Origin of the sequence: Micromonospora sp. NPDC049257 (genome assembly GCF_040678915.1) — a bacterium.
Lineage (GTDB): Bacteria > Actinomycetota > Actinomycetes > Mycobacteriales > Micromonosporaceae > Micromonospora > Micromonospora antibiotica.
This window is the reverse complement of sequence record NZ_JBFAQU010000009.1, coordinates 166135-185396: the sequence shown is the minus strand read 5'-3', so window position 1 is coordinate 185396 and position 19262 is coordinate 166135. Positions and strand designations below refer to the sequence as shown.

Below are 19262 nucleotides of genomic sequence, written 5' to 3'. Positions count from 1 at the left end.
TCGGTTACGGCGTGACGGAGAGCAGATGCGCGCGGTAGCCCTCGCCGTAGCTCTTGGTCGGGGTGCCGCTGTAGTCCTCGATGAGCACGTTGCCACCGCTGCAACCCCACGGGTTCCAGGTCCACGCGGTGTAGCCGAGCCGGTTGCGGTCCAGCCAGGTCATCAACCGGTCGATGTAGTCGTGGGCGCAGGTGTCCTGGCCGATCTCCCCGGCGTGCACCGGCACCTGCGCGGCCACCGGCGCGATCTGGGTGTCCCAGCAGGTCTCGGTGACGCAGGCGTTGAAGTTGTACGAGTGCCAGGAGGCCACGATGTTGTTGCGCGGGTCGGTCGGCTTGTAGGCCAGCCACTGGGTCAGGTCGTTGGTCCAGGTCAGGCCGGGGACCAGCAGGACGTTGGTGGCGCCGGTGGCGCGTACCGCGTCGACCAGGCTCTGCATGCCGGCCACCGGGTACTCGATGCCGGTGCAGGTGCCACCGTCACGCAGGCAGCGCCACGCGGCCGTCATGTCCGACCAGTTGTTGGCGGCGTCCGGGTACGGCTCGTTGAACAGGTCGAACAGCACCGCGTCGTTGCCCTTGAACGCGTTGGCGACCCCGGTCCAGAACTGGGGTGTGTACTGCCGGCTCGGCATCGGCTTCTGGCAGGTGGCGTTCACGTCGGGGCAGGCCGAGATGTTGCCGGTGTACTGGCCGTGGGTCCAGTGCAGGTCGAGGATCGGGTTGATGCCGTTGGCGACGAGCAGGTTCGCGTACGCCTTGACCGCCTGCTGGTAGGCGGTCCCGCTGGGCGAGCCGGACAGGCCCAGCCAGCAGTCCTCGTTGAGCGGGATCCGGACGGCGCGGATGTTCCAGGCCTTCATCGCGTCGACGGAGGCCTGGTCGACCGGGCCGCTGTCCCACATGCCCTTGCCCTGGACGCAGGCGAACTCGCCGCTGGCCCGGTTGACGCCGAGCAGGCGGTAGGTCGCGCCGGCCGCCGTCACCAGCCGGTTGCCGGAGACCCGCAGGCTCGGCGCGGCACCGCCGGGCGGCGGGGTGGTCGTCGGCGGCGGGGTGGTCGGCGGGGGAGTGGTGGGTGGCGGCGTGGTGGTGGGCGGCGGTGGGGTGGTGGGCGGCGGTGGGGTGGTCGTGGGTGGTGGGGTGGGCGTCGTGGGGTCGACCACGCCGGTGCAGGCCGTCCCGTTGAGCGCGAACGACTTGGGTACGGGGTTGGTCCCGCTCCACGCGCCGTTGAAGCCGATCGTGGTGGACGCGCCGGTGTTCAGCGCGCCGTTCCAGCTCAGGCTGGCCGCCGACACCCGGGCGCCGGATTGCGACCAGGTGGCGCTCCAGCCCTGGGTGACCCGCTGGTCGGTGTCCGGGAAGTCGAACGTCAGCGTCCAGCCGGCCACGGCCGAGCCGAGGTTGGTGATGGCGATGTTGCCGCTGAACCCGCCGTTCCACTGGCTCTGCACGGTGTAGGTGACCGCGCAGCCCGAGGCTGCGGCCGAGGCGGGCAGGGTGGCCGCGGTCAGGCTGGCCGCCACCAGGGTGCCGGCGGCTGCCGATGCCAGCAGGGCATGTCGACGTGTCATGAAGCTCTCCTAGATATAGCGGGGAGCGTCGATGGGAGCGCGTCTGCGAGCTTTCTTTATGCGCCTCATTAAGTCAAGCGTATCGATGCCGTTTCGACGGACTGCCAGGTGAACCACACCACTGACCTATCGGGGCGTGCTGGTCGTCTCCCGGGCCACCACGGTTTCGGTCGCACACCACCGTTCCGGCACCGTCCCCCCGTCGATCAGCCGCAGCACCGACTCGCCCACCGACTCCCCGAACGAGTGCACGTCGAGGCTCATCGTGGTCAGGGCCGGCGAGGCCAGCCGGCACAGGCTGGAGTCGTCCCAGGCGATCAGGCTGACGTCACGGGGGACCCGGTGGCCCAGCTCCTTGGCCGCGTGCAGGCCCGCCACCGCCATCAGGTCGTTGTCGTAGATGATCGCCGTGGGTGGCTCGGGCCCGGTCATCAACCGGGCGGTCAACCGGGCCCCGGACTCCGCCGAGTAGTCGCCCTCCACGACGACGGCGTCGACGTCGGCGGCCAACATGGCGGTGGTGCGGGTCCGGGTGTGCAGCAGGGTCCCGGGGCCGGTGATCCGGGCTATCCGCTGATGCCCGAGCCCGACCAGGTGCGCCAGGGCCGCCCGCATCGAACCGACGTCGTCGCGCCGTACCGCCGGGGTGTCGTGGCTCGGCTCCCCCGCTACCACGACGGGCAGCCGCAACTCCCGCAGCACTGCCGGTCGGGGGTCGTCCACCGACGGGTTCACCAGCACGATCGCGTCGACCAGCCGCTGCTGCGCCCACCTGCGGTACGCGGCGATCTCGGCGGCGTGATGGGCGACCACGTGCAGCAGCACCGACCGACCGTGTCCGGCGAGCCGCTCCTCGATACCCGCGATGAACTCCATGAAGAACGGTTCGGTGCCGAGCAGCCGGGGCGGGCGGGCGAGCACCAGGCCCACCGCGCTCGTCCGCCACGCGTCGTCCACTGCGTACCCCCGGTCAGTCAGCTTGCCGATTCGGTGAGCCTGGTCCGCTCCTCGGCCAGGTGTTCCGCCGGGCGCGGCCCGTGGCTCAGGGGCACGAGCTCGGATTCGAGGATCAGTGCGGCGGCGCCGATGGCCGAGGCCGTGGCGGCGGACCGGGAGAGCCGCACGTCGACGGTGTGTGTGCCCCGGGAGAAGGCGGTACGCAGTTCGTGCCGGACGATGGGCAGGTACACCGACCCGGCGGCGGCCAGGCTGGGACCGGTCAGCACGAGCACCTCGAGGTCCATGAGGTTCGCCAGGGTCCGGGCGGCCGTCCCGACGTACCGGGCCGACCGCTCCAGCAGGGCCAGCGCGCGCGGCTCGCCCCGCCGGGCGGCGCGGCTGATCGCGGCGAAGTCGGCGACCACCGAGGAGCGCCGGCCACCGGCCGCCAACCCCGCCGCCCGGGTCGCCGCCGGATCCGACCGGACGGCGGCGACCACCGCCGCCGGCCCGGCCAACGCCTCCACGCACCCCCGGGCGCCGCACCAGCACCGGGGGCCGTCGGCCGACACACTGACATGGCCCAGTTCACCGACGTTGCCGCTCGGCCCCCGGTAGGTGACGCCGTTGATGACCAGGCCGGCACCGATGCCGGTGCCCATGTAGAGGGCGGCGGCCGAGGTCGCGGTGCCGAAACCGCCCGTCCAGTGCTCGCCCAGCGCCGCCGCGGTCGAGTCGTTGTCCAACACCACCGGCAGGCCCGCCACCTGTTCCAACGCCCGGCCCAGCGGGAACCCGTTCCACTGCCGCATGGCGGGGGCGAGCCCCACGTCCGGCGGGCCACCGATGCCCCGTGGGGCGTCGACCGGGCCGGGGAACACCACGCCGACGCCGAGGATCCGCAGGCGTTCCACCCCCACCCCGTCGATCAACGCGGCGATCTCGGTGGCGATCCGGGCGACCACCACCTGCGGCTCTTCGGCGCCGGCACCCGGTCGGGAGATCCGGGCCACCACCGTCCCGCCCAGGTTGGTCAGGGCGTACGTGATGACACCGTGGTCCAGGTGTACGCCGACGGCGTAGCGGGAGGCGTGGTTGAGCTGGAGCAGCACCCGCCGCTTGCCCCCGGTCGACTTCGCGTGCCCGGTCTCGACGACCAGATCCTCGTTGATCAGCTTGCGGACCAGGGTGGAGATGGTCGGGGCGGTGAAGCCGGTGGCCCGGATCAGGCCGACCCGGCTGATCGTGCCGGCCGCCCGGATCGCGTCGAGAACAACCGACTTGCTGCTCGCCTGGGGTTTGCTCGCTGCTGGTCCGCTCACTGCTTCTCTGCCAGGGGCTGTTAGGTCGGCCGAGCCGAGTATACAAGGATCCCGATGTCACGGGGCTCGGCTGCGGCAGATGACCGTCGCGTCGTCGGTCGCGACGCCGTGCCGGTCCTCGGCCTGCCGGACCTGTCGGATGACCTCGGCCGGACCGTGGTCCAGCAGGCGCAGCAGTCCCGCCCAGTCGGTGAGCCCGAAGGTGTCCACGAGTCGGCTCGCACCGTTGCTCAGCAGCGCCGCCAGCGTCACCTCGCCCGCCGGGTGGTTGCCGGTGACCGCCTCGGCCACCACCTGCGGGTCGTCCTTGGCCACCCAGAAACCGCCCGGGTTGTTGCGGTGCCCCCGCAGTTCGCGGAGCAGCCGCCGGTACTCCTCGCTGCCGACGGCGACGCCCACCAGCTGGCGCTCGAAGGACCGGGCGATCACCACCTCGCGGGGGTCATGGGCGACGACCGGCGCACCGGACGCCCGCCCGACGACCGCCACCGCGTCCCCGAGGACCAGGTGCTCGACCAGGTCGTCGGAGAACCGGAGCATCGCCACGGCGGCGTGCGGGCTGCTCGGGTGGGTGACGTCGCAGGTGTCCCGGTGGACGTCGGTGACCTGGACGATCCCTTCGGCCAGGACCTCCCGCAGGCTCCGCTGCGCGGACAACCCACCCAGCAGGGCGGCACCGAGCCGGTTGGCGTACCAGGCCACGCCGTGGCGGCAGACCTTGTCGGCACCGGGAACGCCACCCGCGCCGTCGACCAGCACCAGCCCGGCCGGCACCGCACCGGCGAAGTCCTCGTTGGTGCGACCGGGATGTCCCGCGTCGGTCGCCAGCACCACCCGCACCCCCCGATCATCACACGGTCGCCCCGGCGGGCGCGGCCCCGACCGGCGGCGGCCGTGCCACGTCCGCCGGGACCGCCGGCTCACGCGGGGCGCGGCGCGTCCCGTCGGCGTCGGTAGTCGGCGACCGTCGGGACGGCGGGGAGTACGAGCAGCAGGACCAGGTACGGGATGCCGAGTAGTCCACCGGTGACCAGGGTGAGCAGCAGCACGACGGTGCGGACCCAGTCGACGCGGAAGTCGCCGTACGCCGCGATGCCGAGGCAGACGCCGCCGAACCACTTCCCCTCGTCGATCCGGCACCAGAACCGGCCCCGCGGGCGCTGTCCGGCGGCGGGTGGTGGGGGACCTGCCGGGCGGACCGGGCCGAACCCGTCCAGGATCGCTGCCATCTGCGCACCGGTCACCGGGGCGCGGCCCGGCCCGGTGAGGGCGCCCAGGCGATCGCCGATCGCGGCTTCGAGGTCTCGGACGACGTCGTCGGCGTCCTCGTCGGTGTCCTGGTCGCCGCGCAGCGCGCGGTGCGCCTCGTCGAGGTACCGCCGCAGGGCGGCCCGGGCGTCGCCGGTGGCGGGAAAGGCCGTGGTGTGGCCGGTGAGCCGGATGGTGGGCGGGTTGTCCACGGAATCATCGTCCGATCGTGTTGATCATGTGGGTGAGTTCGTTCCAGTGCTCGCGGAACGCGGCGAGCTGAGCCGTGCCGGCCCCGGTGAGGGAGAAGTACTTCCGGGGCGGGCCGGACGGCGACTCACGCCACTCGTGTTGCACGAGCCCGTCGCGGCGCAGCTTGCTCAGCAGCGGATACAGCGTGCCCTCCTGGGTGGGGAAGTGGGCTTCCTGGAGTGCGGAGAGGATCTCCGCCGCGTACCGCTGCCGGGACTCGACGGTGGCCAGGACGAGGGGTTCGAGCAGGCCGCGTCGCAGCGCGACGAGCTTGGGGTCGGCATGCATGCGGCTACCTTGTCACAACAAGGTACCTGTAGCAACGCCGAACCGGGCGGCGGCTCCCGGCCCGGTCAAACTCGCCGTACCCCGGACCCCGGGTACGGCAGCTACCCGACGTGCGTGTTCAGCCCACGCCCCCGCAGTCCACCAGTATCTTCACCTCGCCGCCGGTGGCCAGGGCCCCGAATGCCTCGGCCACCTCGGCCAACGGCACGATCCGGGTGATCAGCCGGGCGGCCGGCACCTGTCCGGTGTGCACCAACCGGACGGCCTCGGTGTAGTCCCCGCGTTCGTAGACCCGGACGCCGATCATCTCCAGTTCACGCCAGAAGACCCGGTGCAGGTCCACCTCCCGGGGGGTGGGATGGATCGCCACGATCACCAGCCGACCGCGCGCGGCGAGCAGGTCGGTCGCGGTGCGGACCCCGGCGGCCGACCCCGACACCTCGAAGACCACGGCGGCCCCGGCACCACCGGTCGTCTCGTGGACGTGCCGGGCGACGTCGACCGTCGCCGGGTCGACGGTGCGCAGCCCGAGTTCGGTGGCGAGCGCGCGGCGACGCGGGTCGAGTTCGAGCACGGTCACCTCGGCACCGGTGGCCCGGGCGACCGTGCCGATGAGCAGGCCGACCGGGCCGGCCCCGATGACCACCGCGTGTTCACCGGCGGTGAGCCGGGAGCGTCGTACGTCGTGCACGGCCACCGCGGTCGGCTCGATCAGGGCGGCGTGGGTCAGCGGCAGGTCCCCGGGCAGTGGCACGAGAATCCGCGCGGGCACCGTCCAGGACCGTTGCATCGAGCCGGGGGAGTCGATGCCGACGAAGGTGAGCCGGTGACAGATGTGGGTGTGGCCGGCCCGGCAGGCGGCGCACTCGCCGCACCAGTCCAGCGGCATCACGGTCACCGGATCGCCCACCCGGTGGCCCTCGACCCCCGGGCCGGTCTCGGCGATCCGACCGGACATCTCGTGGCCGATCACCGCCGGCACCCGCACCCGCTGGTCCATCGCACCGTGCGCGATGTGCAGGTCGGTGCCGCAGATCCCGGTGTACGCGACGTCGATGCGTACCTGGCCGGGGCCGGGCGGCACGACCGCGGTCGGCTCGACGACGAAGGTGTTGTCGCCGACGTAGTGTGCGCTGTGGTTCATGACGCCTCCTCGGTCAGGTGCCAGACCTCGCGCATCGGGGCCCACCAGTGCCCCGAGCCGGGTTCGGCGAGCGATTCCTGGCATGGATCGGTCAACGTCCACCACTGCCGGGTACGGGGGTCGTCGGCGATGCGGCGCTGGTCGGCGTCGTGGTCGGCACCGACGTACTCGTAGTAGCCGAACAGCAGGTCGTGGTGCAGGAAGATGCTGTAGTTGCGGATGTTCGCCGCGCGGAGCGTCTGCTCGACGTCGGGCCACACGGCGGCGTGCAGCCGAAGGTAGGTCTCGCGTTGCTCCGGTCGGAGCCGGATCAGCCAGCCGTAGCGTTGCACGTCGTACCCTTCCGGTTGCGGTGGCGTTCTCCGGCCGGCCGGGTGTGCGGCACCCGGGGGTGACCGGAGCCGGGGAAAACATCCGATGTCTCTATATTGGGGTGGGTTGTCGTCGCCTGCCGCGCACGGACCGTCGTGACGACGCCCGACGGACCGGCCAGAAGGGGACGCGGATGGCACTGACCGACGACGCGATCGCGAAGATCCGGAGCATGGTCCAGAGTGGTGAGCTGCCGCCGGGGGCCCGGCTGCCCCCCGAGCCGCAGCTGGCCGAACAGATGGGCCTGTCGCGCAGCGGGGTCCGGGAGGCGGTCAAGGTCCTCGAATCGGCCCGGGTGCTCGACGTACGACGCGGCGACGGGACGTACGTCACCAGCCTCGCCCCCCGGCTGTTGCTGGAGGGGCTGGGGGTTGCGGTGGAGTTGCTGCGCGACGACACCCTGTTGGAGGTCATGGAGGTGCGGCGGCTGCTGGAACCGATGGCGACCGGCCTGGCGGCGCTGCGGATGACCGACGCCCAACTCGACGACCTCAGCGCCATCCTGGAGCAGATGCGGGCGGCGGCCGACGACGCGGAGCAGCTGATCCGCTTCGACACGGCCTTCCACCACACCGTCGTCGCGACCACCGGCAACGAGACCCTCACCTCGCTGCTGGACGGGTTGTCCAGCCGTACGCTGCGGGCCCGGGTGTGGCGGGGGCTGATCGAGAGCAACTCCGCGCACACGACGATCGACGAGCACCACGCGATCTACCTCGCGCTGCGCTCGCGCGACCAACTGCTCGCGCAGGCTAGTGCGTTGCTGCACGTCAACACCTCCGAGGCATGGCTGCGGACGGTGCTGGCCGCCAAGGTGGCGAACGGGTGAGCCCACCGGCCGGGATCATGCGGGCCGCGCCGGGAGCAGCGCCGCGACCCGGTCGGCCAACCGGTAGGTGCGTACGGCGGTGCCGGCGAGGATCTCGTGCCGTTCCCGGTCCGACAGCGGGGGCAGCGCCGCGGTCAACGCCCGCCCCACCCCGGCGTAGTCCGACCTGAGTAGGCATACCGGCCAGTCCGACCCGAACATCAGACGCTCGGCACCGAACTCGGCGACCGCCACCTCGACGAAGGGGCGCAGTTCGTCCGGTGACCAGTCCGGGCCGGCCTCGGTGACCAGGCCGGACAGCTTGGCGGTGACGTTGGGTTGGGCGGCCAACGCGGCCAGCGGGCCGCGCCAGCGCCGCAGCCCGGCCGTACCCTCGTCGATCCGGGGTTTGCCGAGGTGGTCCAGGACGAACCGGAGCTGCGGCACCGCCCGGGCCGCCCGTGCCGCCGCCGGGAGCTGGTCGGCGCGGATCACCAGGTCGAACGCCAGCCCGGCGGCGGCGAGCGCGGCGAGCCCGCGACGCACGTCGGGCCGGTCGAGGTAGTCCGGGTCCGCCTCGCCCTGCACCTGTGAACGCACCCCGGCCAGGTATTCGCCGCCGCGCAGCCGGCGGTACCGCCCGACGGTGGCGGGCACGTCGTCGTCGGCGACGTCCAACCAGGCCACCACCGCCAGGATCGGTGCGGTGTCGGCGGCGTAGCCGAGGAACTCGGCCGCCTCGTCGGAATGGCAGCGACCGCCCTCGACCAGCACGGTGCCGGCCACCCCGGCGGCGGCCAGCTCGGTGGTCAGGTCCGCCGGGGTGAACGGCCGCCGGATGGTGGCGAGTTCCGGCGCGTCGAGCCAGGTGTACCCGCGTTCCGGTCGCCACAGGTGGTGGTGCGCGTCGATGATCATGGGATGGGCGCTTCCGCCGGCACCGACGCGTCGACCCACTGCGGGCCGTCCGGGAACCGGAACGCGGCCAGCGAGGCCGGCAGGATCTCCGCACTCATCCCCGGGGTGGTGGGTGCCAGGTACCGCCCGCCGGTGACCCGGACCGGGTCGACGAAGTGTTCGTGCAGGTGGTCGACGTACTCGATGGCCCGGTCGTCGGTGCTGCCACTGACCGCCACGAAGTCGAACATCGCCAGGTGCTGCACCAGCTCACACAGCCCGACCCCACCGGCGTGCGGGCAGACCGGCACCCCGAAGTGCGCGGCGAGCAGCAGGACCGCCAGGTTCTCGTTGACCCCGGCGACCCGGCAGGCGTCGATCTGCACCACGTCGACGGCGTCGGCCTGGAGCAGCTGCTTGAACATCACCGCGTTGTGCACGTGCTCACCGGTGGCCACCCGGACCGGGCTGAGCGCCTTGCGTACGGCGGCGTGCCCGAGGATGTCGTCCGGCGACGTCGGCTCCTCGATCCAGTACGGGTCGTACGCGGCCAACTGCCGCATCCACCCGATCGCCTCGGGCACCCCCCAGATCTGGTTGGCGTCGACGGCGAGGCGGATCTGCGGCCCGACGGCCTGCCGGGCGATGCCCATCCGGCGTACGTCGTCGGTCAGGTCCCCGCCGACCTTGAGCTTGATCAGCTGGTAGCCGTCGCGGACCGCCTCCGCGCAGAGCCGGGCCAGTTTCTCGTCGTCGTAGCCCAACCACCCCGGGGTGGTGGTGTACGCCGGATACCCCTCGGCCAGTAGCCGCTGTTCCCGCTCGACCCGACCGTCGCCCGCCCGCCGCAGCAACGCGAGCGCCTCGTCCTCGGTGAGGGCGTCGCGCAGGTAACGGAAGTCGACCTGGGCGACGAGCTGTTCGGGGGTGAGGTCGGCCAGCAGCTTCCACAGTGGCTTGCCCGCCCGCCGGGCGGCGAGGTCCCAGACCGCGTTGACCAGGCCACCGGCGGCCATGTGCACGACCCCCTTGGCCGGGCCGAGCCAACGGATCTGACTGTCGCCGACGAGCCGGCGGGCGAGGGCCCCCGGGTCGGCGACCAGCTCGTCGACCGGCTGGCCGATCACCATCGCGGCCAGCGACCGGACGGCGGCGACCTGGATCTCGGTGCCGCGTCCCACCGTGAAGACCAGCCCGTGCCCCTCGGCGTCCGCCGAGGTCCGCAGGACGACGTAGGCGGCGGAGTAGTCGGGGAACGGGTTCATCGCGTCCGACCCGTCGCGGTGCACGGAGGTGGGGAAGCGGACGTCGATCGTGTCCACCGAGGTGATGCGTTCAGTCAACGGAACTCCTGGAGGGGGGAACGGTGCTGGGTCTGCGGCCCGCTTCGTGGGCGTGGCGCGCGGGATCGGGGTGGGTCAGGTCTGTGCCTTGCCGCCGGTGATGCGGGAGACCACCAGGGCGACCAGGATGACCGCGCCGTTGAGGAAGTTCGTCCACTGTGCCGGTACCCCGGCCAGGGTCAGCACATTAATGATCATGAAGAGCAGCAGGACACCGGTGAACGCGCCGAAGACGCTGCCCTTGCCGCCGTTGAGGCTGACCCCGCCGATCACCGCCGCCGCGAAGACCTGGAAGATCGCGCCGTCACCCTGGGCCGCCGGCACCGCCGCCAGCCGACCGCTGATCAGCAGCCCGGCGAGGGCGGCGAGCACGCTGGCCACGATGAGCGCGATCCACAGCACCCGGTCGGTGCGGATGCCCGCGGCCCGGGCCGCGTCGGCGTTGCCGCCGATGGCGTACAAGGCCCGCCCGGCACGGGTGTGACCGAGCACCACGATCCCCACGGCGAACAGCAGCAGCGACACCCAGATCGAGGCCGGCACCCCCAACCAGCTCGTCGAACCGAGGTAAGTCATCGACCCGGGCAGCGCGAAGAAGGTCTGGCCGCCGGAGATGCCGGTGAGCAGTCCCCGCAGGATGATGAGCATGCCCAGCGTCACGATGAAGCCGTTGAGCCCGAACCGGACGATGAGCAGCCCGTTGAACGCCCCGACCAGCGCCCCGACCAGCAGCACCACCGGCACCGCCCAGGCGTCCGGCAGCAGGCCGAGCCCCAGCCCCCGGGTGAGGGCCGGATCGACGACCAGCCAGGCGGCGATGCCCGGGGCGAGCCCGAAGGTGCTCTCCAGCGACAGGTCCATCTTGCCGGTGATCAGCACGATCGTCTGGGCCAGCACCAGGATGGCGATCTCCGACATGCTCTGCAGCACGTTGATGACGTTGTCGGAACTCAGGAAGACCGGGCTGATGATCCACCCGACGATCGCCACCGCGACGATCGCCGGCACCAGCGCCAGGTCCCGCAACCGGGCGAGAGTCAGGTGCCGCGACGGCGGTCGGCTCGGTGGCGGCGCCGGAGGCGACGCCTTGCCGGTGGACAGCGTCTCAGACATGGTGGATGTCCACCCCTTCCATGGCGGCTACCAGATCGTTGTCACTCCAGCCGTGGGCCATCTCGCCGACGACCCGCCCCTGGAACATCACCAGCACCCGGTCGCAGATGCGCAGGTCGTCGAGTTCGTCGGAGACCACCAGCACCGCAGCGCCGCGCCGCCGTACGTCCTCGACGACCCCGAGGAGGGTCTGCTTGGACCGCACGTCGACCCCGGCGGTGGGTGTGATCAGCACCAGCAGCCGCGGGTCGTTGGCCAGCGCCCGGCCCATGACGACCTTCTGCTGGTTGCCGCCGGACAACTCGGCGACCGGCACCTGCGGCCCGGCCGCCTTGATCGTCAAGTCGGCGATCGTGTCCCGGGCCAGGGCGTCGCGACGGGCCGGCGAGATGAGGCCGTACCGTCCGATCCGGTCCGGCACGGTCATCGTGACGTTCTCCGCGATCGACAGCGACGGCACCAGACCCTCCCGGTGCCGGTCCTGCGGCACCAGCCCCACCCCGGCGGCGAGGGCGTCGGGCACACTGCCCGGTCGTAACACCCGGCCGGCCAGGCTGACCGTCCCGCCCACCGGGCGGGCGAGGCCGACCATCGCCTCGGCGACCTCGACCTTGCCGCTGCCGCCGCCCCCGGCGAGGCCGACGACCTCGCCCGCCCGGGCCTGCATCGACATCTCGGCGCCGGACGAGGTGACCAGGTCCCGTACCGACAGCAGCACCGGCGCGTCGGACGTCAGGGGCCGACGGCCGGCCTCCGGCATCGTCACGTCCTCCCCGGTCATCGCGGCGACCAGCGCCTGCCGGCTCAACTCGGCGACCGGGGCGGTGACGACGTGCCGGGCGTCGCGGAAGACCGTGACCCGGTCGCACAACTCGTAGATCTCCTGGAGGTGGTGGCTGATGAACAGGAACGTCACGCCGTGCGCCCGCAGGTCCCTGATCCGGGTGAACAGGCGGCTGATGCCGGCGGCGTCGAGCTGGGCGGTCGGTTCGTCGAGGATGATGAACCGGGCACCGAAGGACAACGCGCGGGCGATCTCCACGAACTGCCGCTGCTCGACCGAGAGCGTCGCGGCCGGCTGGCGTACGTCGACCTCGACCGACCAGGCCGCCAGCAGCTGTTCGGCCTCCCGTCGCAGGGTCGACCAGCGGATCAGTCCGCTGCGGGAGCGCGCGTGCCGGTTGAGGAACAGGTTCTCCGCCACGGTGAGGGTCGGGATGATCGTCGACTTCTGGTAGACGCACGCCACCCGTTGCCGCCAGGCGTCCCGGTCGGCCAGTGGTGGGGCGGGACGCCCGTCGAAGGCGACCGCCCCGCCGTCGGCGGCCAGCAACCCGGTCAGGATGCCGACAAGCGTCGACTTGCCGGCGCCGTTGCGGCCCACCAGGGCGTGGGTCTCACCGGGCCGGACCATGATCCCAGCCCCGGACAGGGCGACCGTGGAACCGAACCGTTTGGTGACGTCGACCGCCTCGACGACGGGTCGGTCCTGGCCGACCGGCCCGCCGCCGGGGCGGTGCGGGGTGGCACTCATGCGTTGCGGCCCCACAGCGAGGCGTCGTCGAACTTCACGGTCGGCTGCCCCCCGATCGGTGCGCCGTCCAGGGTCACCAGGGGCGCGGGCAGTTGGTCCTCCAGCAGGCCGTCGCGTACCTGGATGATGGTGCTGCCGTGGTCGGTGGGGCCGGGCTGGAACGTCTTGCCCTCGATCGCCGCCTTGGCGTACTCCAGCCCGTAGCGGGCGTAGAGGTCGGCGGGTTGGCTGACGGTGGCATCGATCAACCCCTCGCCGATGTCCTTCAGCTCCTCGGGGATGCCGTCGTTGGACACGACGAAGACGTGCTTCGGGTCGGTCGGCGGCACCTGGAGGCCCCGCTGCTTGAGGATCTGCAGGGTGCCCGACAGCGCGAACGAGGACTGCATGTAGACGCCCTTGATGTCCGGGTCGGACGCGAAGCGGGTCTGCAACTTCGACGCTGCCACGTCGGCCTTCCAGTCGGTCGCCTCGCCGAACACCTTGATGCCGGGGAAGTCCCGGCCCATGCACTCGTTGAACGCCTCGGTGCGGTCCCGCCCGTTGATCGAGTCCAGGCCGCCCTGGAGCATGACCACCTTGCCCTTGCCGCCCAGCTTGGCGCCCAGGAACTGGCACGCCTTGGTGCCGTACGCGCGGTTGTCGGCGCGGACCACCATGAACACCTTGCCGCTGTCGGGTCGGGTGTCGATGGTGACCACCGGGATCTTGCGACCTTCCAGCTGGGTCAGGGTGGGCGCGATGGCGGCGGTGTCCTGCGGGGCCATCACCACCGCCTTGACGCCCTGGCTCATGAAGGTCTGGGCGTTGGAGATGAGGTTCGCGATGTCGTTCTGCGAGTTGGTGGTCTTGAGTTCGATCCCCAACCCGTCGGCGGACTGCGGCACGTACCTGATGTAGGAGTTCCAGAAGTCGGTGTCCGAGCGGGGATAGTCGACCCCGATCAGCGGCTTGCCGCTGCCCGTTCCGGTCCCGCCGCCCGACCGGTCACCGCAGCCGGCGGCGAGGGTGGCCGTCACCCCGAGCAGCACGGTCAGTCCAGCGCTCACCAGATGTCGGTGGTTCATCGTGTTCGCTCCGTTCCTCGGGGGAGTGGTCCGGCGCGGGTGTCGCCGCGACCTGGGGGATCGCGGCGACACCCGCGCCGGCTGGTGCGCCGCGCGGATCAGCCGGGAGCGACGGTCCACGGCAGGTTGGTGCTGCGGTCGAAGCGCCACTGCCTCAGCGGCGAGCCGGCGGCGGCGCAGTCGCCGCCGGAGGTCAGCTCCAGCAGGTACGCCGGGGCGGCGGCCGCTGGGCGTCGGCCGACCGACGCCCGGCTCTCGGTGCGGCTGCCGGGGCCGGGGATGGCGACGGACGCGGGACGGGACACGGAGATCCCTCCTGACGGCGGGTGGGGTGCGGGGTGATTACCTGCACGCTCGACCGAGACATCAGACGTTAGAGTTTCCAGTGTGTAACGTCAATGCCTCGGCTGTCGAGAACGGCGCTGAATATGCCAGCAATCCGGGCGTCCTCGGCGAGGTGCGGCGGGCAGGCGTCATACCAATCGCGTCGCCGCGCCCGTGGCCGGGCTGAGCGGTCGGGCCGAGCGGCCGCCCCGGCTGGTGAGCCTCGGTGGCGAGGCGGGGACGCTCCCGTCCCGGTGCAGAAACGAACGCTAACATCGAAGGCTCTCTTTTTCGTGCTCCTGTCGAGGTGAGTTGGCCGCTCCGGCCCCGCCTCCCCGCACGGCTCCCCGGTCTGCCCGGTTCCGGGTCGCCGGTGGACGTCCAGCATGTGTGCCGTCCCGGGCCGGCTGTCGCGCGCCGGATCTAAGAGATTTCCCATTTGCAGTGGCGAGCATCGATCTCGATCGCCGCGCAGGGCGGCTGGTCAGAACAGGAGCAGCCATGTCCGTACGACAGTCCCGCACGCTCGACGACCCGGCCACGCGCCCGGTCGGCACCCTGCCCACCGCACCGGACGGGTGGCGGGGCCCCCTGCTGGACCACCTGCCACCCCGCGAACGTCGGCTCTTCCACCGGTTCGGTCAGGGCCCCCGGGTGCCCGCCCCCGAACTGCGCGTCCACCAGGCGTTCGCCCGTTGGGCCGCCGCCGTCCCGGACGCCGTCGCCGCCGAGCACCTCGGGGTACGGATCGGCTACCGCGAACTGGACCGCCAGGCCAACCGGCTGGCCGCCCGGCTCACCGCCCTCGGCGTACGGACCGGGGACACCGTGGGCGTCTTCGCCAGCCGGTCCCTGCCGATGCTGGTGGGGATCCTGGCGACGCTGAAGGCGGGGGCGGCCTACGTCCCACAGGACGTCCGGGTCGCGCCCACCGCGCAGCTGCGGCAGGTCACCTCGGCGGCCCGGTGCCGGGTGGTGCTGACCACCGCGGCCACCCTGGATGCGGTGCCGCAACTGCCCGGGGTGGCCCGGCTCGCGGTCGACGAGCTGATGGCCGAACCACTGCCCCCGGGGCAGCACCTGACCGCCCCCGTCCCGGACCGGCCGGTCCGCGCCGACGACGGCTGCTACGTGCTGTTCACCTCCGGCACCACGGGCACCCCCAACGGGGTCACCGTCACCCACGGCAACGTGGCCAACATCCTGCTCACCGCCCCCGGCGACCTGGGGATCCGGCCCGGACGGACGGTCGCCCAACTGCTCAACGTCGCCTTCGACATGGCGGCCTGGGAGATCCTCGGCTGCCTCGCCAACGGCGGCACCCTGCTCGTACGCGACCGGGACCTCACCGCCACCGCCGCGCGCGCCGACGTGGTGATCGCCACCCCGTCGGTGCTCGGCCGCATCGACCTGGACCGGTGCGACGGGGTGCGGGTGGTCGCCGTGGCGGGGGAGCCCTGTCCGCGTCCGCTGGCGGACCGGTGGGCGGTCGGCCGGGTCTTCTACAACTGCTGTGGGCCGACCGAGACCACCATCGTCAACACCATGCACCGCCACCGGCCCGGCGGGGCGCTCACCATCGGCCGGCCGACCCCGAACAACACCGTCTACGTCCTCGACGCCGACGGCCGGCCCTGCCGCATCGGCGAGACCGGGGAGATGTGGGCCGGCGGTGACTGCGTCTCCGCCGGTTACCTGGACAACGACGCGCTCAACGCCGAGCGGTACGCCCCCGACCCGTTCCTGGGCGGTGGCCGGCGGATGTTCCGCACCCGGGACCGGGGGCGCTGGCGTGCCGACGGGGAACTGGAGCACCTGGGCCGCACCGACGACCAGGTCAAGGTCCGGGGGTTCCGGGTCGAACTGGACGCGGTCTCCACCGTGCTGGAGACGGTGCCCGGCTGCCGGTTGGCGGTCACGCTCCGGCTGACCGACCGGGACCTGGTCTCCTTCGTCGCTCCGGCGGAGTTGGATCCGCAGCGGTGCCGGGACACGGTGGCCGCCGCGCTGCCCTACTACTGCGTGCCGGCGGCCGTGCACCCGCTGCCGGAACTGCCGATGACCGGGCGGGGCAAGGTCGACCGGGACGCGTTACGCCGGATCGCCCTCGACCTGCGGTGGCAGTGGGCGCACATCGAGGAGGCGGCGGCGTGAGCACCACCGGACTGCGACCCCCGCCGGTTCCTGCGGCGCGTCCGCGTACCGCGGCGGCGGCCACGACCGGCGACGCGCCGCCACCGCCGGGCTCGACGCTGCGCCGGCTGCTGGCCCATCCCCGGTTCATGCACCACCACCGCCTGGTCGCGGCGGTCGTCGCGACCAATCTCGCCCTGCTGGGGTACGGGCTGACCGCCGGCTGGTGGCGTGGCCCCGCCACGCCCGGCGCGCTGGGTGCCGCCGCACTGGCCAACGTGGCACTGGCGGTGCTGGTGCGTCAGCAGTACGTGGTCAACCTGCTCTTCTGGCTGGCCACCCGGGCGCCCACCCACTGGCCGCTGCGGATCCGCGCGACGTTGGGCAAGGTCTACCACTTCGGCGGGTTGCACGTCGGCGCGGCACTGGCCGGGACCACCTGGTACCTGGCGCAACTCGGCGCGCTGACCGTCGGCGACGCGCCGGCCGGGGCACTGGTCACCGGGTACGCCGCCGCCGTCGGGCTGCTGGCGGTCGTCGGTACCGCGCTGCCGCCGGTGCGGTCGCGCCGACACGACCTGTTCGAACGCACCCACCGGCTCGGCGGCTGGGCGGTCCTGCTGCTGCTCTGGGCGCAGGCCGGTTTCCTGGCCGGCGGGCCGGCCGCGCTGGCCACCTCCCCGCAGGGCGGGGTGCTCGCGGTGCTGACCGCCAGCATCGCCCTGCCCTGGCTGCGGCTGCGCCGGGTGCCGGTCGTGGTCGAACGCCCCTCGTCGCACGTGGCGCTGGTCCACTTCGACCACGGGGTGACCCCGTTCCCCGGCTCGTCGACCGCGGTCAGCCGCAGCCCGCTGTGGGAGTGGCACTCCTTCGCCAACGTGCCGGCGCCGGGCCGCAGCGGGTTCCGGCTGACCGTCTCCCGGGCCGGCGACTGGACCGGGCGGTTCATCGACGACGCGCCGCAGCGGGTCTGGGTGAAGGGGATCAGCACCGCCGGGGTGGCGAACATCGAGACCCTGTTCCGGCGGGTGGTGTACGTGGCGACCGGCAGCGGGATCGGCCCGGTGCTGCCGCACCTGCTGGCCGGGCAGGTGCCGGCCCGCCTGGTCTGGGTGGCCCGCCGGCACCGGGAGACCTTCGGCGACGGGCTGGTCGACGAGATCCTCGCCCACCAGCCCGACGCGCTGCTGTGGGACACCGCCCGCGACGGCAAGCCCGACATGCTGCGGCTGGCCTGGCAGGCGTACCGCGCATTCGACGCGGAGGCGGTCATCTGCATCTCGAACCGCCCGCTGACCTGGCAGGTGGTGCGGGGCATGGAGGAACGCGGGGTGCCCGCGTACGGCGCCATCTGGGATTCCTGACGACATGGAGGCGACGATGAGGATCACCGTGGAGAAGGACGACCGGGTGGTCACGGTGCGGCTGTGCCGGCCCGAGGTGCGCAACGCGCTGGACACGGCGCTGCTGACGGAACTGGTCGAGACGTTGCGACCGCTGGACCGCGATCCGGGGGTGGGCTGCTTCGTGCTCACCGGCTCCGACGAGGTCTTCGCGGCCGGGGCGGACATCCGGGAGATGGCCGGCAAGTCCTTCCTGGACGTGGCGTTGGAGGACCACTTCGCCGGGTGGGACGCGTTCGCCGCGTTGCGTACCCCGAAGATCGCCGCCGTGGCCGGCTACGCCCTCGGCGGCGGTTGCGAGCTGGCGATGATGTGCGACCTGATCTTCGCGGCGGACAACGCCCGGTTCGGCCAGCCGGAGCTGCGGCTGGGGGTGATGCCCGGCATCGGCGGCACTCAGCGGCTGACCCGGCTGATCGGTCCGGCGCGGGCGATGGACCTGGTCCTCACCGGGCGGCAGCTCGACGCGGAGCAGGCGTACCGGTGGGGTCTGGTGTCCCGGGTGGTGCCGACGGACCGGCTGTTGGCCGAGGCGAAGGCCGCGGCGGCGGTGGTCGCCGGGCACCCCAAGCTGGCGACGATGCTGGCCCGGGAGGCGGTACGGCAGGCCGAGGAGGTCGGCGTGCAGGCCGGGGTGCTGTTCGAACGGCGGGCCTTCCACGCCCTGTTCGCCACCGAGGACCAGCGGGAGGGCATGGCCGCCTTCCTGGAGAAGCGCCCGGCCCGGTTCGCGGGTCGCTGAGCCCTCCGGCCGTCCGGGACCAGACGGGTCCCGGACGGCCGGCTCACAGCGCGCCGATCTGGTAACCGAGCCCGTGCACCGTGCGGACCACCCGGTCGCCGAGCTTGCGCCGCAGGTAGTGCACGTACGTGTCGACCACCGCCTCGGTCCGGTCCGCGCCGAACACCCGCCCGCGCAGCTGGCTGCGGCTGTGCACCATCCGGGGTTGGCTGGCGAGCAGCCGGATCAGTTCGAACTCCCGCCCGCTGAGCGTCACCTCCCGACCGTCGGGCAGCCGCACCCCGCGCTGGGCCAGGTCGAGCTGCCCGGCCCCGATCGGGATCAGCTCGGCCCCGTCGAAGCGGCGGCGGGTCAACGCCCGTACCCGGGCCATCAGCTCCGGCACCTCGAACGGTTTCGGTAGGTAGTCGTCGGCGCCCGCGTCGAGGCCCCGGATGCGTTCGTCGAGGTCGCCGAGCGCGCTGAGCATCAGCACCCGGGCGGCGACGGAGCGTCGCCGCAGCCGGATGAGCAGGTCGACCCCGTCGATGGCCGGCAGCCGCCGGTCCAACATGATCACCTGGTACGGGCCACGTAGCGCCAGGTGCAGACCCCGCTGGCCGTCGCGGGCCAGATCGATCCGGTAGCCCGCCCGACGGAACAGCTCGACGAGCATGTCGGCGAGTTCCACGTCGTCCTCGACGAGGAGCAACGGGCCGTGCGCCGGGGGTGACGGGTCGGTCATCCGTTCATGGTCGCACCGAAACGGGAGAAGGTT

At 72.4% G+C, this 19262-nt stretch carries 19 protein-coding genes; 4 read left to right on the top strand and 15 right to left on the bottom strand.

Annotated elements, in window-relative coordinates:
* Positions 1-4: 4 nt before the first annotated feature.
* The 8 genes from AB0K25_RS16405 to AB0K25_RS16370 all read right to left on the bottom strand — a co-directional run bounded on the left by AB0K25_RS16405 (position 5) and on the right by AB0K25_RS16370 (position 7101).
* Complete coding sequence (locus AB0K25_RS16405) at positions 5-1576, bottom strand: cellulase family glycosylhydrolase (protein WP_357537409.1); 1572 nt, start codon at positions 1574-1576, stop codon at positions 5-7.
* Positions 1577-1702: 126 nt separating this feature from the next.
* Positions 1703-2533 carry a substrate-binding domain-containing protein gene (locus AB0K25_RS16400; protein WP_219463316.1) on the bottom strand — a complete coding sequence of 277 codons (831 nt, stop codon included), beginning with the start codon at positions 2531-2533 and terminating at the stop codon, positions 1703-1705.
* 17 nt (positions 2534-2550) lie between these two features.
* A complete protein-coding gene (locus AB0K25_RS16395; protein WP_357537407.1) occupies positions 2551-3837 on the bottom strand; it encodes an ROK family protein in 1287 nt (428 codons plus the stop codon).
* Between the two features lie 57 nt (positions 3838-3894).
* Positions 3895-4677 (bottom strand): hypothetical protein, encoded by a 783-nt coding sequence (locus AB0K25_RS16390; protein WP_363820886.1) that lies wholly within the window; start codon positions 4675-4677, stop codon positions 3895-3897.
* 80 nt (positions 4678-4757) lie between these two features.
* Positions 4758-5297, bottom strand: a complete 540-nt coding sequence (locus AB0K25_RS16385) for a PspC domain-containing protein (RefSeq protein WP_357537403.1) — start codon at positions 5295-5297, stop codon at positions 4758-4760.
* A gap of 4 nt (positions 5298-5301) precedes the next feature.
* The gene (locus AB0K25_RS16380; protein WP_357537401.1) at positions 5302-5625 is read right to left on the bottom strand and encodes a PadR family transcriptional regulator; all 324 of its coding nucleotides are present in this window, start codon (positions 5623-5625) and stop codon (positions 5302-5304) included.
* A gap of 118 nt (positions 5626-5743) precedes the next feature.
* The gene (locus AB0K25_RS16375; RefSeq protein ID WP_363820882.1) at positions 5744-6769 is read right to left on the bottom strand and encodes an alcohol dehydrogenase catalytic domain-containing protein; all 1026 of its coding nucleotides are present in this window, start codon (positions 6767-6769) and stop codon (positions 5744-5746) included.
* Positions 6766-7101 (bottom strand): L-rhamnose mutarotase, encoded by a 336-nt coding sequence (locus tag AB0K25_RS16370; RefSeq protein WP_208567559.1) that lies wholly within the window; start codon positions 7099-7101, stop codon positions 6766-6768. The genes AB0K25_RS16375 and AB0K25_RS16370 overlap by 4 nt, the downstream gene beginning before the upstream one ends.
* 173 nt (positions 7102-7274) lie before the next feature.
* On the opposite strand from AB0K25_RS16370, the gene AB0K25_RS16365 reads away from it, so the two are divergent.
* Positions 7275-7970, top strand: coding sequence for a FadR/GntR family transcriptional regulator (locus AB0K25_RS16365; protein ID WP_219463310.1), 696 nt, complete (start codon positions 7275-7277; stop codon positions 7968-7970).
* A gap of 15 nt (positions 7971-7985) precedes the next feature.
* On the opposite strand, the gene AB0K25_RS16360 is transcribed toward AB0K25_RS16365, so the two are convergent.
* The 6 genes from AB0K25_RS16360 to AB0K25_RS16335 form a co-directional block, all read right to left on the bottom strand.
* A complete protein-coding gene (locus AB0K25_RS16360; protein ID WP_357537397.1) occupies positions 7986-8867 on the bottom strand; it encodes an amidohydrolase family protein in 882 nt (293 codons plus the stop codon).
* A complete protein-coding gene (locus AB0K25_RS16355; protein ID WP_219463306.1) occupies positions 8864-10189 on the bottom strand; it encodes an enolase C-terminal domain-like protein in 1326 nt (441 codons plus the stop codon). Before AB0K25_RS16355 ends, AB0K25_RS16360 begins: the two co-directional genes overlap by 4 nt.
* Positions 10190-10264: 75 nt before the next feature.
* On the bottom strand, positions 10265-11302 hold the full coding sequence (locus AB0K25_RS16350) for an ABC transporter permease (RefSeq protein ID WP_219463304.1): 1038 nt from the start codon (positions 11300-11302) through the stop codon (positions 10265-10267).
* Complete coding sequence (locus AB0K25_RS16345) at positions 11295-12836, bottom strand: sugar ABC transporter ATP-binding protein (RefSeq protein WP_219463302.1); 1542 nt, start codon at positions 12834-12836, stop codon at positions 11295-11297. The genes AB0K25_RS16350 and AB0K25_RS16345 overlap by 8 nt, the downstream gene beginning before the upstream one ends.
* On the bottom strand, positions 12833-13885 hold the full coding sequence (locus AB0K25_RS16340; RefSeq protein WP_308290821.1) for a sugar ABC transporter substrate-binding protein: 1053 nt from the start codon (positions 13883-13885) through the stop codon (positions 12833-12835). Before AB0K25_RS16340 ends, AB0K25_RS16345 begins: the two co-directional genes overlap by 4 nt.
* 116 nt (positions 13886-14001) lie before the next feature.
* Positions 14002-14208, bottom strand: a complete 207-nt coding sequence (locus AB0K25_RS16335) for a hypothetical protein (protein WP_219463298.1) — start codon at positions 14206-14208, stop codon at positions 14002-14004.
* 520 nt (positions 14209-14728) lie between these two features.
* On the opposite strand from AB0K25_RS16335, the gene AB0K25_RS16330 reads away from it, so the two are divergent.
* The 3 genes from AB0K25_RS16330 to AB0K25_RS16320 are packed head-to-tail and all read left to right on the top strand — an operon-like array spanning position 14729 to position 18505.
* A complete protein-coding gene (locus tag AB0K25_RS16330; RefSeq protein WP_255597639.1) occupies positions 14729-16381 on the top strand; it encodes an amino acid adenylation domain-containing protein in 1653 nt (550 codons plus the stop codon).
* Positions 16378-17724, top strand: a complete 1347-nt coding sequence (locus AB0K25_RS16325; protein WP_363820875.1) for a hypothetical protein — start codon at positions 16378-16380, stop codon at positions 17722-17724. Before AB0K25_RS16330 ends, AB0K25_RS16325 begins: the two co-directional genes overlap by 4 nt.
* 16 nt (positions 17725-17740) lie before the next feature.
* A complete protein-coding gene (locus AB0K25_RS16320) occupies positions 17741-18505 on the top strand; it encodes an enoyl-CoA hydratase-related protein (RefSeq protein ID WP_219463294.1) in 765 nt (254 codons plus the stop codon).
* A 43-nt stretch (positions 18506-18548) separates the two neighbouring features.
* Here the strand turns inward: AB0K25_RS16320 and AB0K25_RS16315 are convergent, their stop codons facing one another.
* Entirely contained in the window at positions 18549-19229 is a 681-nt protein-coding gene (locus AB0K25_RS16315) for a response regulator transcription factor (RefSeq protein WP_208567550.1), read from the bottom strand.
* Between the last annotated feature and the right edge of the window lie 33 nt (positions 19230-19262).